7 protein-coding genes and 1 pseudogene are annotated in these 14,119 nt (G+C 73.2%); 3 read left to right on the top strand and 5 right to left on the bottom strand.

Features of this window, described 5'->3' with window-relative positions; translation table 11 throughout:
• Nucleotides 1–59 precede the first annotated feature (59 nt).
• Nucleotides 60–5,384 carry a pullulanase-type alpha-1,6-glucosidase gene (gene pulA, locus ACFYW1_RS30850; RefSeq protein ID WP_389000466.1) on the top strand — a complete coding sequence of 1,775 codons (5,325 nt, stop codon included), beginning with the start codon at nt 60–62 and terminating at the stop codon, nt 5,382–5,384.
• Between the two features lie 191 nt (nt 5,385–5,575).
• A complete protein-coding gene (locus ACFYW1_RS30845; protein ID WP_389000463.1) occupies nt 5,576–7,612 on the top strand; it encodes an ATP-binding protein in 2,037 nt (678 codons plus the stop codon).
• A gap of 61 nt (nt 7,613–7,673) precedes the next feature.
• On the opposite strand, the gene ACFYW1_RS30840 is transcribed toward ACFYW1_RS30845, so the two are convergent.
• The 4 genes from ACFYW1_RS30840 to ACFYW1_RS30825 all read right to left on the bottom strand — a co-directional run bounded on the left by ACFYW1_RS30840 (nt 7,674) and on the right by ACFYW1_RS30825 (nt 12,512).
• Nucleotides 7,674–8,396: a TetR/AcrR family transcriptional regulator gene (locus ACFYW1_RS30840; protein ID WP_389000460.1), complete on the bottom strand. Its 723-nt coding sequence runs from the start codon at nt 8,394–8,396 to the stop codon at nt 7,674–7,676.
• A 62-nt stretch (nt 8,397–8,458) separates the two neighbouring features.
• Complete coding sequence (locus tag ACFYW1_RS30835) at nt 8,459–9,541, bottom strand: PDR/VanB family oxidoreductase (protein ID WP_389000457.1); 1,083 nt, start codon at nt 9,539–9,541, stop codon at nt 8,459–8,461.
• A 2-nt stretch (nt 9,542–9,543) separates the two neighbouring features.
• Entirely contained in the window at nt 9,544–10,449 is a 906-nt protein-coding gene (locus tag ACFYW1_RS30830; protein ID WP_389000455.1) for a metal-dependent hydrolase, read from the bottom strand.
• 125 nt (nt 10,450–10,574) lie between these two features.
• Nucleotides 10,575–12,512: a hypothetical protein gene (locus tag ACFYW1_RS30825; protein WP_389000697.1), complete on the bottom strand. Its 1,938-nt coding sequence runs from the start codon at nt 12,510–12,512 to the stop codon at nt 10,575–10,577.
• A gap of 545 nt (nt 12,513–13,057) precedes the next feature.
• Between ACFYW1_RS30825 and ACFYW1_RS30820 the strand changes: the two genes are divergently transcribed.
• Complete coding sequence (locus ACFYW1_RS30820) at nt 13,058–13,705, top strand: BTAD domain-containing putative transcriptional regulator (protein ID WP_389000452.1); 648 nt, start codon at nt 13,058–13,060, stop codon at nt 13,703–13,705.
• 93 nt (nt 13,706–13,798) lie between these two features.
• Here ACFYW1_RS30820 and ACFYW1_RS30815 read toward each other — a convergent pair.
• A pseudogene (locus ACFYW1_RS30815) lies at nt 13,799–14,119 on the bottom strand (hypothetical protein); the annotation flags it as partial.

Genomic DNA, 14,119 nt, shown 5'->3' with positions numbered 1-14,119 from the left:
ACGGCCCCGGCCCGTACCGCCGAACCACCCACCCCTGAAAGCCCGAGGAGAACCCTCCCGTGTCCCGAACCACCCGACAGGCTCTGAGACGGGGAGCCGTCGCCGCGCTGTGCGCGGCACTGCTGCCCGTCGTGCCGGCGGCCTCCGCGTCCGCCGCGCCCGGACCCCCCTCCCCGCCCTCGGACGCGAGACTCGCCGGGGAACCGGCCCGCCACGACCTGACGCGCGAGCAGTTCTACTTCGTCCTGCCCGACCGGTTCGCCGACGGCGACGCGTCCAACAACCGCGGCGGGCTCACCGGCTCGCGCCTGGACACCGGCTACGACCCCACGGACAAGGGCTTCTACCAGGGCGGCGACCTCAAGGGCCTGACCGACCGGCTCGACTACATCAAGGGCCTGGGCACCACCGCCATCTGGCTCGCCCCGATCTTCAAGAACCGCCCCGTCCAGGGCACCGGCAAGGACGCCTCGGCCGGCTACCACGGCTACTGGATCACCGACTTCACCCAGGTCGACCCGCACTTCGGCACCAACGCCGACCTGTCGAAGCTGATAGACAAGGCCCACGCCAAGGGCATGAAGGTCTTCTTCGACGTCATCACCAACCACACCGCCGACACCGTCGACTACGCCGAGAAGGCATACGGCTACCGCCCCAAGGGCGCCTACCCGTACCTGGACCGGGACGGCCGCCCCTTCGACGACGCCGAGGGCATGGCGAAGGTGGACGCGGACTCGTTCCCGTACACCCCGAAGAACACCGGGCGGAAGGTTCCCGCCTGGCTCAACGACCCGACGATGTACCACAACCGGGGCGACTCCACCTACGCCGGCGAGTCCACCACGTACGGCGACTTCTCCGGCCTCGACGACCTGTGGACCGAACGCCCCGAGGTCGTCTCCGGCATGGAGAAGATCTACGAGAAGTGGGTCCGCGACTTCGACATCGACGGCTTCCGCATCGACACCGTCAAACACGTCGACCTGGACTTCTGGACCCAGTGGGCCACCGCCCTGGACACCTACGCGGCAAAGCGGGGCCGGGACGACTTCTTCATGTTCGGCGAGGTCTACTCCTCCGACACCGCCGTCACCTCGCCCTACGTCACCCGGGGCCGGCTCGACGCCACGCTCGACTTCCCGTTCCAGGAAGCGGCACGCCAGTACGCCTCGCAGGGCGCCCCGGCCTCGAAGCTCGCCGCCGTCCTCGGCGACGACTACCGGTACACCACCGACAAGGCCAACGCCTACGAGCAGGTGACCTTCCTCGGCAACCACGACATGGGCCGCATCGGGACGTTCCTGAAGCAGGACAACCCGAAGGCCGACGACGCCGAACTCCTCGACCGGGCCCGCCTCGCCAACGAACTGATGTTCCTCGGTCGGGGCAACCCCGTCGTCTACTACGGCGACGAACAGGGCTTCACCGGCGCGGGCGGCGACAAGGACGCCCGGCAGACCATGTTCGCCTCGAAGACCGCCGACTACCTCGACGACGACGAACTGGGCACCGACCGCACCCACGCCACCGACGCGTACGACCCGAAGCACCCGCTGTACCGGAACATCGCCGCGCTCTCCGGACTCACCCGCGAGCACCCGGCCCTGCGCGACGGCGTCCAGACCGAGCGGTACGCCGAGGGCTCCGTGTACGCCTTCTCCCGAACGGACCCCCACAAGCCGTACGAGTACCTCGTCGCCGCCAACAACGGCACCGCCCCGCGCACCGTCGAACTGCCCACCGGCATGGCGAACACGGACTTCCGCACCCTGTACGGCGGTTCGGGCACCGTCCGCAGCGGCGCCGACAAGAAGATCACCGTCACCGTGCCCGCCCTGTCCAGCGTCGTGCTGCGCGCGCGGAAGGCGATGGGCGACCCGGCCACCGCGCCCTCGATCACCCTGAAGGCCCCGGCCGCCGGAGCCACCGGCACCGTCGAACTCTCCGCCGACGTGGACGGCGGACAGCTCAACCGCGTCGTGTTCGCCGCGCAGACCGGCAACGGCAAGTGGGTCACGCTCGGCTCCGCCGACCACGCCCCCTACAAGGTCACCCAGCACCTCGACGACAAGGTGAGGGCCGGCACGCCGCTGCGCTACAAGGCGGTCGTCGTCGACCGCACCGGACGCACCGCGAGCGCCCTGGCCTCCAGCACCGCCGGAGAGGCGCCCCCCGAGCCGAAGCCCGTGGCCGTCGAACGCGACCACGCCGTCGTCCACTACAAGCGCGCCGACGGCGACTACGCCGGCTGGAAGCTCCGCTCCGGCGACACCGCGGCCGAGTTCACCGGGCGCGACGCCTACGGCGCGTTCGCCTGGATCAAGCTCGAAGAGGGCGCGTCCACCCTCCCGTACACCGTCGAGAAGGACGGCACCGCCGACGGGCCGCAGCGCACCGTCGAACTCTCCAGGACCGGAGAGGTCTGGATCGAACAGGGCGGGGAGGGCCAGGCCGACAAGGCCCCCGACGGCGCCTACCCGCCGCAGGACACCACCAAGGCCGTCCTGCACTACTACCGGGCCGACGGCGACTACGACGGCTGGGGACTGCACACCTGGACCGGCGCGAAGAACCCCACCGACTGGGCCAAGCCGCTCCTGCCGGTGAAGCAGGACGCCTCCGGCGCCACCTTCGAGGTCCCGCTCGCCGAGGGCGCCACCTCGCTCAGCTACATCCTGCACAAGGGCGACGAGAAGGACCTCCCCGGCGACCAGTCCCTCGACCTCGCCACCCACGGCCACGAGGTCTGGCTGCTCGGCGCCACCCCCGGCTACCTGCTGCCGCAGGCCGGCGGCGTCCCCACGCCCGACCTCTCCAAGGCCGAGGCGCAGTGGATCGACGCCGACACCGTCGTGTGGAAGGTCAAGGCCACCGGCGCCACCAGCCAGCAGCTCGTGCACGCCGAGGACGGCGCCGTCTCCGTCGCCGACGGGGCGCTGACCGACGAGGGGCAGTGGCTGCGGCTCACCCCGTCCGCGCTCACCGACGCGCAGAAGGCGAAGTACCCGCACCTCAAGGACTACCCGGCGTTCACCGTCGACGCCCGGGACCGGCGGCGCGTCCGCGAGGCGCTGCGCGGCCAGCTGATCGCCACCCAGCGCGCCGCCAACGGCGCCCTGCTCGCCGCCACCGGGGTGCAGACCGCCGGGATCCTCGACGACCTGTACGGGAAGAACGCGGCCGACGCCGCACTCGGCCCGGTCTTCGACCGCAAGGGCCGCCCCACCCTGTCCGTGTGGGCCCCCACCGCCCGCACCGTCGCCCTCGAACTCGACGGCCGCACCCTGCCGATGCGCCGCGACGACCGCACCGGCGTCTGGTCGGTCACCGGCACGAAGGGCTGGACCGGCAAGTCCTACCGCTACCTGGTGGACGTCTGGGCGCCCACCGTCCAGAAGTTCGTCACCAACAAGGTCACCGACCCCTACTCCACCGCGCTGACCACCGACTCCGCGCGCAGCCTCGTCGTCGACCTCGACGACCCGAAGCTCGCCCCGAAGGGCTGGACCGGGCTGCGGAAGCCCGCCGCCACCCCGCTGCGCGACGCCCAGATCCAGGAACTGCACATCCGCGACTTCTCGATCGCGGACCGCACCTCGAAGCACCCCGGCGAGTACCTCGCCTTCACCGACACCCGCTCCGACGGGATGAAGCACCTCAAGAAGCTCGCCGACTCCGGCACGAGCTACGTCCACCTGCTGCCCGCCTTCGACATCGGCACCATCCCCGAGAAGAAGTCCGCACAGCACGAGCCCGCCTGCGACCTGTCCGTGTACGCCCCCGACTCCGAGGAGCAGCAGGCGTGCGTGGCGAAGGGCGCCGCGAAGGACGGGTTCAACTGGGGCTACGACCCGCTGCACTACACCGTCCCGGAGGGCTCCTACGCCTCCGACCCGAACGGCACCCGGCGCACCGTCGAGTTCCGGCAGATGGTGCAGGGCCTGAACGGCGCGGGACTGCGGACCGTCATGGACGTCGTCTACAACCACACCGTCGCCGCCGGCCAGGACGACAAGTCCGTCCTCGACCGGATCGTGCCCGGCTACTACCAGCGGCTCCTGGAGGACGGCACCGTCGCCACCTCCACCTGCTGCGCCAACACCGCGCCCGAGAACACCATGATGGGCAAGCTCGTCGTGGACTCGGTCGTCACCTGGGCCAGGCAGTACAAGGTCGACGGCTTCCGCTTCGACCTGATGGGCCACCACCCCAAGGACAACATCCTCGCCGTGCGCAAGGCGCTCGACGCCCTGACCGTGGCGAAGGACGGCGTCGACGGCAAGAAGATCGTCCTGTACGGGGAGGGCTGGAACTTCGGTGAGATCGCCGACGACGCCCGCTTCGTCCAGGCCACCCAGAAGAACATGGCCGGCACCGGCGTCGCCACCTTCTCCGACCGGGCCCGCGACGCGGTGCGCGGCGGCGGCCCGTTCGACGAGGACCCCGGCGTGCAGGGCTTCGCCAGCGGCCTCTACACCGACCCCAACACCTCGCCCGCCAACGGCACGAAGGCCGAACAGAAGGCCCGGCTGCTGCACTACCAGGACCTGATCAAGGTCGGACTCACCGGCAACCTCGCCGACTACACCTTCACCGACTCCTCGGGCCGCACGGTCAAGGGCTCCGGGGTCGACTACAACGGCGCCCCCGCCGGATACGCCGCGGCCCCCGGCGACGCCCTCGCCTACGCGGACGCCCACGACAACGAATCGCTGTACGACGCGCTCGCCTTCAAGCTCCCGGCGGGCACCTCGGCGGCCGACCGGGCCCGCATGCAGGTCCTGGCGATGGCCACGGCCACCCTCTCCCAGGGACCGGCGCTCTCCCAGGCGGGCAGCGACCTGCTGCGCTCCAAGTCCCTGGACCGCAACTCCTACGACAGCGGCGACTGGTTCAACGCCCTGCACTGGGACTGCCGCGACGGCAACGGCTTCGGCCGCGGCCTGCCCCCGGCCGCCGACAACCGGTCCAAGTGGTCCTACGGGAAGCCGCTGCTGGCCGACCCGGCGCTGCGGCCCGGCTGCGCGCAGATCGACGGCGCGTCCGCCGCGTACCGGGACCTGCTCACCATCCGCACCACGGAGCCGGACTTCTCCCTCGCCACCACCGGACAGGTGCAGTCCGCCCTGTCCTTCCCGCTCTCCGGGAAGGACGAGACCCCGGGGGTGATCACCATGCGGCTCGGGAAGCTGGTGGTCGTCCTCAACGCGGCTCCCGGCACCACGGAGCAGCAGGTCGCCGAACTGGCGGGGAAGTCGTACGCCCTGCACCCCGTCCAGGCCAAGGGCGCGGATTCTACTGTCAAGAAGTCCACGTATGAGGGGAATTCGGGAACCTTCACCGTACCGGGACGCACTGTGGCGGTGTTCGTCCTGAGTTGAGCCCCGACGGGGCTAAGTTGGGAGGCAGCAGCCGTCGGGGAATGCCGCAGCACCGCGTCCCCGGCGCGCCCTCCCACCCCCCGGCCGGTCCCGGCCCCTCTCCGGTACGGCACGGGCGTCCCCGCACGCCCGTGCCACACCGGAACCAGGGGCCGGAACCGGCCGGTCCACCTGTTTTGGCGACGGTGACCATGGCGAGCAACATCCCCGAGGAGACGACGAGCTTTGTCGGACGGAAAGCGGAACTTGCCAGGCTCGAACACACCCTCGCCACGCACCGGCTGACCACGCTCACCGGCAGCGGCGGCGTCGGCAAGACCCGGCTCGCGGTCCGTGCGGCCCGGCAGGCGGCGGCCGGCCCCGGACACCGCGACGGCGTGTGGTGGGCCGACCTCTCCCCGCTCCACGACGACGGACTGCTCATCGCGACCGTCTCCGACGCGGTCGGACTCTCCGACCACACCCTGCGCATGCCCATCGACGCGCTGTGCGAATGGCTGGTTGACAAGGAGATGCTGCTGGTCCTCGACTCGTGCGAGCACCTGCGCCCCGCCTGCGCGCACCTGCTCGGCGAGATCCTCACCACCTCGCCCGGCCTCACCGTGCTGGCCACCAGCCGGCAGCCGCTGGGCCTGCGGGGCGAACGGACCGTCGAGGTGCAGCCGCTGCCCGTCACCGGCGACGCCCTGGCCCTGTTCCGGGACCGGGCGAACGCCGCGGCCCCCCACCTCGCCCTCGACACCCCGAACAACGCCGCAGCGGCCACCGAGATCTGCCGCCGCCTCGAAGGCATCCCGCTCGCCATCGAACTCGCGGCGGGCGCCCTCGGCAAGGACACCGTCGAGCAGGTCGCCGCCCGGATCGGCACCCGCTTCGACGTACCCGCCGACCCCTCGCTGAAGCCGCCGCGCCACCGCACCCTGCGCACCGCCATCGGCTGGAGCCACGAACTGTGCACCCCGCTGGAACGGCTGCTCTGGGCCCGGCTGACCGTGCTGCGCGGCGACTTCGACGAGGCCGCGGCCCGCCGGGTCTGCGCCGACGGTCCGCTCACCCCGGACGGGGTGGGCGAGGCGCTGGCCGGCCTGGTCGCCAAGTCCGTCGTCGGACGGGACGGCCCCCGCCACCGGATGCTCGACTCCATCCGCGAGTACGGCCGGATGTGGCTCGCCGAACTCGGCGAGGAACGGGCCGCCGCCGACCGGCACGCCGCCTGCTTCCTGGGCCTGGCCCGCGAGGCCCACGCGGGCTGGACCGGCGACGACCAGATCACCTGGTACCACCGCATCGCCGACGCGCACGCCGACCTGTGCGCCGCCCTGGACCACCTGCTCGCCCACGACGCCCCGGCCGCCCAGGAGATGGCGGGCCGCATCGGCTTCTTCTGGTGCTGCTGCGGCCACCTGCCGCAGACCCGCGAATACGCGCAACGGGCCCTGGACACCGGACCGTCCGAGGGCCCCCACCGCACCCGCGTCCTGTGGGTGCTGGGCATGACCGTCATGCTCCAGGGCGACTACCCGACCGCCCGCCGCCTGGGCCAGGAGTGCACCAGGGAGGCCACCCGCGACGGCACCGACGAGGGCGTGCTCGCCGCCGCCTACCTGTGCGGCTTCATCGACCTGATGACCGGCCGGCCCGAGGCGAGCCTCCGCCAGATCGACCGGGTGCTGCGCGCCACCGGCTTCGCCACCCGGCTCGAAGCCGCCTACCGGCTGCGCTGCCACCTCATCACGGTCTTCGCCCTGACCAGCCTGGGCCGGCTGGACGAGGCGGCCCGGGCGGCCACCAACCTGCGGGCGGTCTGCGTCGCCCAGGACGAGTGCTGGACCCGCAGCTACGTCGACTACCAGCTCGCCCTGATCGCCCTGCTGCGCGGCGACGCCGAGACGTCCGCCGTCCACGCCCGCTCCATGCTCGCGGGCAAGCACCGCCTCCGCGACCGCTTCGGCATCGCGCTCGGCCTGGACATCCTGGCCGCGGCGATCGCCGCCCAGGGCGCGGGCGCCCGCGCCGCCCGGGTCTACGGCACGGGACAGGTCTACTGGCACATGGTCGGCTACCCGCAGCGCGGCACCCCGGAACTGGCGCCGGTGCGCGAGGCGTGCGAGCGCCAGGCCCGCGCGGCCGTCGGCGACGCCGCCTACCAGCGCGCCTTCGAACGGGGCCGGTCGGACAACGCGGAGGTGGGGCTGGCGGCGGCGCTCCAGGCCGAACTGCTCGGCTGAGCCTCGGGCCCGGTTCGCGGGCCGCCGGGCCCGGGGAACCTCCTGGTTCAGGAGCCGGTCGTCACGGGCGGCGCTGCGGGGGAACGGCCGGCACGGCGGGGGCCAGGGCGGAGAGCCGCTCCAGCAGCTCCCCGAACGGCCCGTCCGCCGGCTCCTGCCCGAGCACCCGCAGCACGACCCCCGCCGTCTCCGTGTCGTACGCGGCGCTCACCGCGGCCAGCGCCACGAAGTCGTGCACCAGCTGGACCTCCAGCTCCCGGCGCGGAATCCGCCGCCCGTCCAGCCAGATCAGGGCCGTCGACTCGGCCAGCGACACCCACGAGCGCACGACCAGCTCCAGCCGCGCCGGAGGCTCCTCGACCCCGAGGTGGGCCAGGATCTGCTCGCACGCGGCCTGCCGCACCCCGTCGATCATCGCGTTCGCCGTCGAGGAACCCACCGCGGGCCCGCCCCGCATCAGCGCCGAGAATCCCGGGCCGTGCTCGTCGACGAAGTCGAAGAACCGCCCCATCACCCGCAACAGCCGCTCCCCGAGCGGGCCTTCGCGCGGCTCCACGAACCGCGCCGCCAACTCGTCGGCCGCCCGCCGCAGCGCCGCCTCGTACAGGCTCTGCTTCCCCGGGAAGTAGTGGTAGACCAGCGGCCGCGAGATGCCCGCGGCGGCCGCGATCTCGTCGATCGAGACCTCGTCGGGGGCGCGGTGACTGAACAACTCCAGCGCGACACCGATCAGCTGCTGTCTGCGCTCCTCGACGCCCATCCTGCGCCGCACCCCGGTCGTCATGGTGGACAGGGTACCGAGTGGGCCGGCGGGGGAGGGGCGGCGGGCCATGGCCACGGCCCCTCCTACAGGTCCAGCACGATCCGCTCGCCCCGGCACCGCGATACGCAGATCAGCATCGTGTCGTCCCGTTCCGAGTCCGTCAGGAGCTCGTCGCGGTGGTCGATCTCGCCCTCCAGAACGCGCTGTTGGCACGTCCCGCAGAAGCCCTGTTCGCAGGAGTACGAGACGTACGGCACCTCCTCGCGCACCGCCGCCAGTACCGACTGGTCCGCCGCCACCCGCACCGTGCGGCCGGATCGACGCAGTTCGACCTCGAAGGGGCCGGAGCCGGCCGACGAGGGGGTCGCCGCCGTGAACCGCTCCAGGTGCAGGGTCCGGCCGGGCGGGAGGGCGGCGGCGACCGCGTCCATCAGCGGCTCGGGGCCGCAGCAGTAGACCGCCGTGCCCCGTGCCGTGTCCGCCAGGGCCGCGGCGGTGTCCGGGCGGCCCGCCTCGTCCTCGGGCACGACCGTCACCCGGCCGCCCTCCGCGCCCAGCTTCTCGACCTCGTCCAGGAACGGCATCGAGGCGCGCGACCGGCCGCCGTACAGCAGCCGCCAGTCGGCGCCCGCGGCGGCCAGGGCCCGCAGCATCGGCAGGACCGGGGTGATGCCGATGCCGCCCACGACGAAGAGGTACGCGGGGGCTTCGACGAGGGGGAAGCGGTTGCGCGGGGCGTGGATCTCCACCTCCACGCCCTCGTGCAACAGCTCGTGGACCTCGCGGGAGCCGCCCCGGCCGTCCTCGACCAGCCGCGTCGCGACGGTGTACGTGTCGGGCTCGGCCGGGTCCCCGCACAGCGAGTACTGGCGGACCAGGCCGGAGGGCAGCACGAGGTCGAGGTGTGCGCCGGGCTGCCAGGCGGGCAGCGAGGAACCCTCCAGGCGCAGTTGGACGACGCCCTCGGCGGGCGAGCTCCGCTCGGTGACCAGCACCCGGCGCCCGGCCGTGGAACGCCGTTCGGAGCGGCCCGAGATCGGCTCCTCCAGAGCGGGCAGGGGCCACAGCGGGGAGTCCTGGATGCGGCGGCGCAGGGCCCGCTTCGCCAGCAGCGCGGCGCCGGTGACCAGGACGACGGTGCGCAGGCGAGGCAGGGGGAGCGGCATGGTCAGCTGGTTCCCGTCGTACGGGCCTCGGCGGCCGTGGCCGCGGGCGACTGGGCGAGGTAGGCGATGGCCTGGGCCGTGCTGCCCTCCTGAGAGGGGTGGTAACCGCGGCTCAGATAACGGGGAACGGAACGCAGCAGATCACCGGTGGCGGGCAGGGTGCCGCGCCTGCCACTGAGGTAGAACTCCTTGAACGACCCCTTGCCGTCCAGCAGCGTCGGGTCGTTCTCCATGAAGAAGCGGATGCCGCGCTGCCAGAGGAAGACCAGCGCGCTGAACGCCGCCGCCCAGGTGCGGGCCCGCCGCCGGTAGCCGCCGTCGACGTGCATGAACACCTCGAACGCGACCGAGCGGTGTTCTACCTCCTCCGCGCCGTGCCAGCGCAGCAGGTCCAGCATCATCGGGTCGGCGCCGCGCCGGTCCAGCTCGTCGGCGTTCAGCACCCAGTCGCCGAGGAAGGCGGTGTAGTGCTCGATCGCCGCGATCAGCGCCACCCGCTCCATCAGCCACCACGTGCGGGGCTTCCCCGGCGGCAGCGTCCGGTCGCCGAGCAGCTTCTCGAAGAACCAGTCGACCTGCGCGGTGTACGGCGTCGGGTCGAGCCCGAGCTCCTTCAGCCGGGGCAGGACGTCGTCGTGCGCCTGGGAGTGCACGGCCTCCTGGCCGATGAACCCGATCACGTCCTGACGCAGCCGCTCGTCGTGGATGTACGGCAGCACCTGCCGGTACACGTGGATGAACCAACGTTCCCCGGCGGGGAGCAGGAGGTGGAGCACGTTGATGGTGTGCGTGGTGAAGGGATCGCCCGGCACCCAGTGCAGCGGTGTCTTCTCCCAGGCGAAGGAGACCTTGCGGGCCTTGAGCGGCGTCCGCTCCGAAGCGACCGGCGCCGGCTGCGTGTTAGACATGGCGTCAATGTACTGAGGGGTAAGCCGGGAGAACAGGGGTGTGCGGCGTTTTCCTGGCACCACCCCGGCCGGTGCCCGGCGTGCGGACCGGCCGGCTCCCGGGGTCCCGCCGGACCGGGGCGCGGTCACAGGGCTCCCACCCGGCTGCCGTCGGCCAGCGTCCCGGTCAGCCGGGCCCGGTCACCGGCCCCGGCGGGCACGGCGAGCAGCCGGCCCCGGGACCGCCCCGTCACCCCGCCCGACGTGGCCAGCGAGGTGAACTGCCCGCTGCCCGCGGCCAGTACGTACCAGTGACCGGCCTGCGACTTCCACAACACCCCGGCCAGCACCCGGGGATCGCGCGCCCCGCAGGCCGGCGAGTCCTCGGCCCTGGCCGCGACCGCCCCCGGCGGCCCGCCCGTCGCGACGGACGGCGCCGACGGGGCCTGGAACTGGGCGAGCACCCGGCTGCCGGTGCCCCGCCAGGTCTCCGCCCTGGTGCAGAGCCAGCGCGCGGAACCGCCGCCCTCGGGCAGCGGCTGCTCGGCGTACTGCCAGGAGTTCACCGACCGCACCCCGTGCGAGCGCAGCGCGGGCAGCAGACAGGCGGTCCGCGCCCAGGCATCCCGCTCGGCCCGCCCGGAGACGTCGTGCGGCGCGGCCGGCGGGCCCGAGGTCAGCCGGGCGGGTACCAGTTCACCGAGGTCCGTCAGCAGCCGGACCGCGGAACCGTCCCGGATCTCGACGGCGCTCCAGGCACGGCAGGCGCGGGTGCTCGCCGGACCGGCCGGTGCGATGACCGTGCCGTCCGCGGCACGGGGCAGCGGGCGCGGCACGCCGCCCGGCGCCAGCAGGTCCCGCCCCCGGACCCCGGACGCCCAGGGCGCGACGAGGTAACGGACTCGGTCGCCCGCGCGCTCCACGACCACGGCATCGGCCGCGGCGGCGTCCGCGCCGTCCACCCGGGCGAAGTCGAGCATGACGCCCCCGCCCGGACCGCCGCGGCGGGACTCCGCGTACCGCACGACACGCAGCCCGTCGTGGAACAGCACCACCACCGCCCGGTCCGTCCCGCCCGCGTACAGCAGTTGCGGCGGCCCCGCCGGAGGCCCGACGGAGGTGCCGGGGGTCGCCGACGTGTGCACCCCGGCGCCGGGCCGGGCCCACGCGGCGAGCGCGCGGCGCAGCAGGGCGGTGTCCCCGGCACGGTCGCCGCGGGTGGGCCAGGAGGTGAAGTCGGTACGGGACGAGCGCCGCCAGAACGTCCCGGACACCCGCCGCAGTCCGGCGGGGTCCAGCAACTGCCCGGCGTCGCCGGGGAAGTGCTCCGGTCCGGCCGTGGCGGCACGGCCCCAGCCCCCGTCCGCCGGCCCCAGCAGCGCCCCGCACACCAGCAGCGCCGCGAGGGCCGTCAGTACGGCCCGCACACGCCGCCGACGGCGCAGCAGGTCCGGCGGCCTGGCCTGGAGCGAACAGGGGTCGAACTCGGGGGAGTCGAGGAGCGCGCCCGGCCCGGGCACGCCGTCCGCCTCCGCGAGCGCCGCGTGCGGGTCGGTCACCCCGGCACCGGCGAGCACCCGCCGCACCTCCGCATCGGCCAGCCGCTCCAGGCCGCGCAGGGCGAGGGCGGCGCGGCCGGGGCCGGAGAGCGAGGTCAGGGCGCTCTCCAGGGCGAGCCCGTCGGCCCCGCCCGAGTGCGGGAACAGCCGCAGCCCCCACACGGCCGGCAGGAGCGGGGGCAGCCGGAGGCCGACGGACCGGCGCCGTGACCGGCCCGCCTCCAGCGCCGCGCGCAGCACCCGCCTGCGGGCCTCCGCGTAGGCCGGGTCCACCGCCGCCGCGCCACCGGACCTGCGCGGCGCCGGGACGCCACCCGGGGCCCCGGGCCCCGCCGCGTGCCCGGCCAGCAGGCACCGCTGGGCCAGGGCGTGCGCCCTCAGCACCCGGCGGTGACTGCCCGGCGACGGCGGCAGGACGAGATAGCCGAGCCGGACCAGCCGCGGATAGTGCTCGACGAGCGCCGCTCCGGCCTGCTCCCCGTCGGCCGGGGCGGCTACGGAAGGTACTTCTGGCAGTGGACGCACGTTCAACAGAACGAGCGAATCGTGCGATGGTCACCCCGGACCGCTCGTGGATGCCCCAACAGGCCGCCGTTCCACCGCAGTTGCCGCCCGTCGGCCCCGGCCGTGCCGCGCGGACCGCCCCGGCCGGCCGCCGCGCCCGCACGGCCCCGCGCCCCGGGCCGTCGCCGCCCCGGCAGGGCGGCCGCGACCGCCGCCCGCCGGCCCGGACGGTGCACCGTATTCGCGGACGCCGGGCCGGAAAACGCCGCTCATCGGCCCGGATCAGAACAATTCGACATCTCTCGGCGGGTAGAGCAGCATGGCTTTGCGGGAGGTGTACAGATCGCTGGCTCCCAGCAATGGCGGCGCAGCCGGTCGACGGGCGCCGGGTGGACCGACCCCTACGCGATCACAAAGCCATGAGCTCATATGATCTCGCTTTCTCTCCGTCGCCCCCCAGGTCCGGACCGGCCGTGAGCATTTCTCTTCTCGGCGGTTTCGACATCGTGGTCGGCGATGAACCGGTATCCGTTCCGGTCGGTTCAAAGCGATTGTTGGCATTTATCGTGCTACAATACCGCGCTGCCGTTCCCCGGGCCCTGGTCGCGGGGAGCCTCTGGCCCGAGGCGTCCGATCAGGGCGCGAACACGAACCTGCGGTCGGCGCTGGCCCGCCTCCAGGGCCTCGGGAAGCAGGCGCTGAACATCTGCCCCGCCGAGTTGCGCCTCGCGCGGGAGGTCACGGTCGACCTGTTCGGGGCCCGGTCATTGGCCCGGCGCGTGCTCGATCCCCACGTCCCGGTCAAGGATCTGGACCTCGACGTGGCGGCCGTCGACCAGTTGTCCGCCGATCTGCTGCCCGGCTGGTACGACGAGTGGGTGCTGCCGGAGGCGGAGCAGTGGCGGCAGCTCCGGCTCCATGCGCTCGAAGCGCTCACGGGGGCCTTCATCGGTCTGAAGGAGTTCGCCTGGGCCGTGACGGCCGCCCACGCGGCCGTGCAGGCGGACCCGCTGCGGGAGAGCAGCCAGGCTTCGCTGATCCGCGCCCACCTGGCGGAGGACAACCGGTCCGAGGCGCTGTGCGACTTCGAACGCTACGAGCAGCACCTCCGCGACGAGCTGGGACTCCGCCCCACACCGCGGCTGTGCCGACTGGTGTCCGAACTCCAGCGGTCGCGCCCCGACAAGTGCCCGGGCAAGGATCGGACCCGGTAGTCGCCGGAGTCGGTGAACCCGCCACTGGACAGTGGCGGGTTCGGACCCACGGGGTCGGTCGGTGAGTCTGGCGCGGTCAGCACACGACAGAAGTCACGTCTGTGCGCCCTGCTGGAGGACATCACCGCTGCCGAGTCCGGTCTGTGCGCCCTGTTGGAGGACGTTGCCGTTGCCTTGGCCGGTCTGGGCGCCTTGCTGGAGGACGTTGCCGTTGCCTTGGCCGGTCTGGGCGCCTTGCTGGAGGACGTTGCCGTTGCCTTGGCCGGTCTGGGCGCCTTGCTGGAGGACGTTGCCGTTGCCGCCGGTCTGGGCGCCCTGTTGGAGGACGTTGCCGTTGCCTTGGCCGGTCTGGGCGCCCTGTTGGAGGACGTTGCCGTTGCCTTGGCCGGTCTGGGCGCCTTGCTGGAGGACGTT

Origin of the sequence: Streptomyces sp. NPDC002669, from assembly GCF_042889165.1 — a bacterium.
In the GTDB taxonomy this organism is placed as follows: Bacteria; Actinomycetota; Actinomycetes; order Streptomycetales; family Streptomycetaceae; genus Streptomyces.
This window is presented reverse-complemented; position numbering and strand designations above follow the sequence as displayed.

Bases quoted from the DNA above. Each gene is read 5' to 3' on its own strand.
- ACFYW1_RS30840 (WP_389000460.1), bottom strand. From the start codon at position 8,396: ATGACGACCGGGGTGCGGCGCAGGATGGGCGTCGAGGAGCGCAGACAG.
- ACFYW1_RS30830 (WP_389000455.1), bottom strand. From the start codon at position 10,449: ATGTCTAACACGCAGCCGGCGCCGGTCGCTTCGGAGCGGACGCCGCTC.
- ACFYW1_RS30845 (WP_389000463.1), top strand. From the start codon at position 5,576: ATGGCGAGCAACATCCCCGAGGAGACGACGAGCTTTGTCGGACGGAAA.
- ACFYW1_RS30835 (WP_389000457.1), bottom strand. From the start codon at position 9,541: ATGCCGCTCCCCCTGCCTCGCCTGCGCACCGTCGTCCTGGTCACCGGC.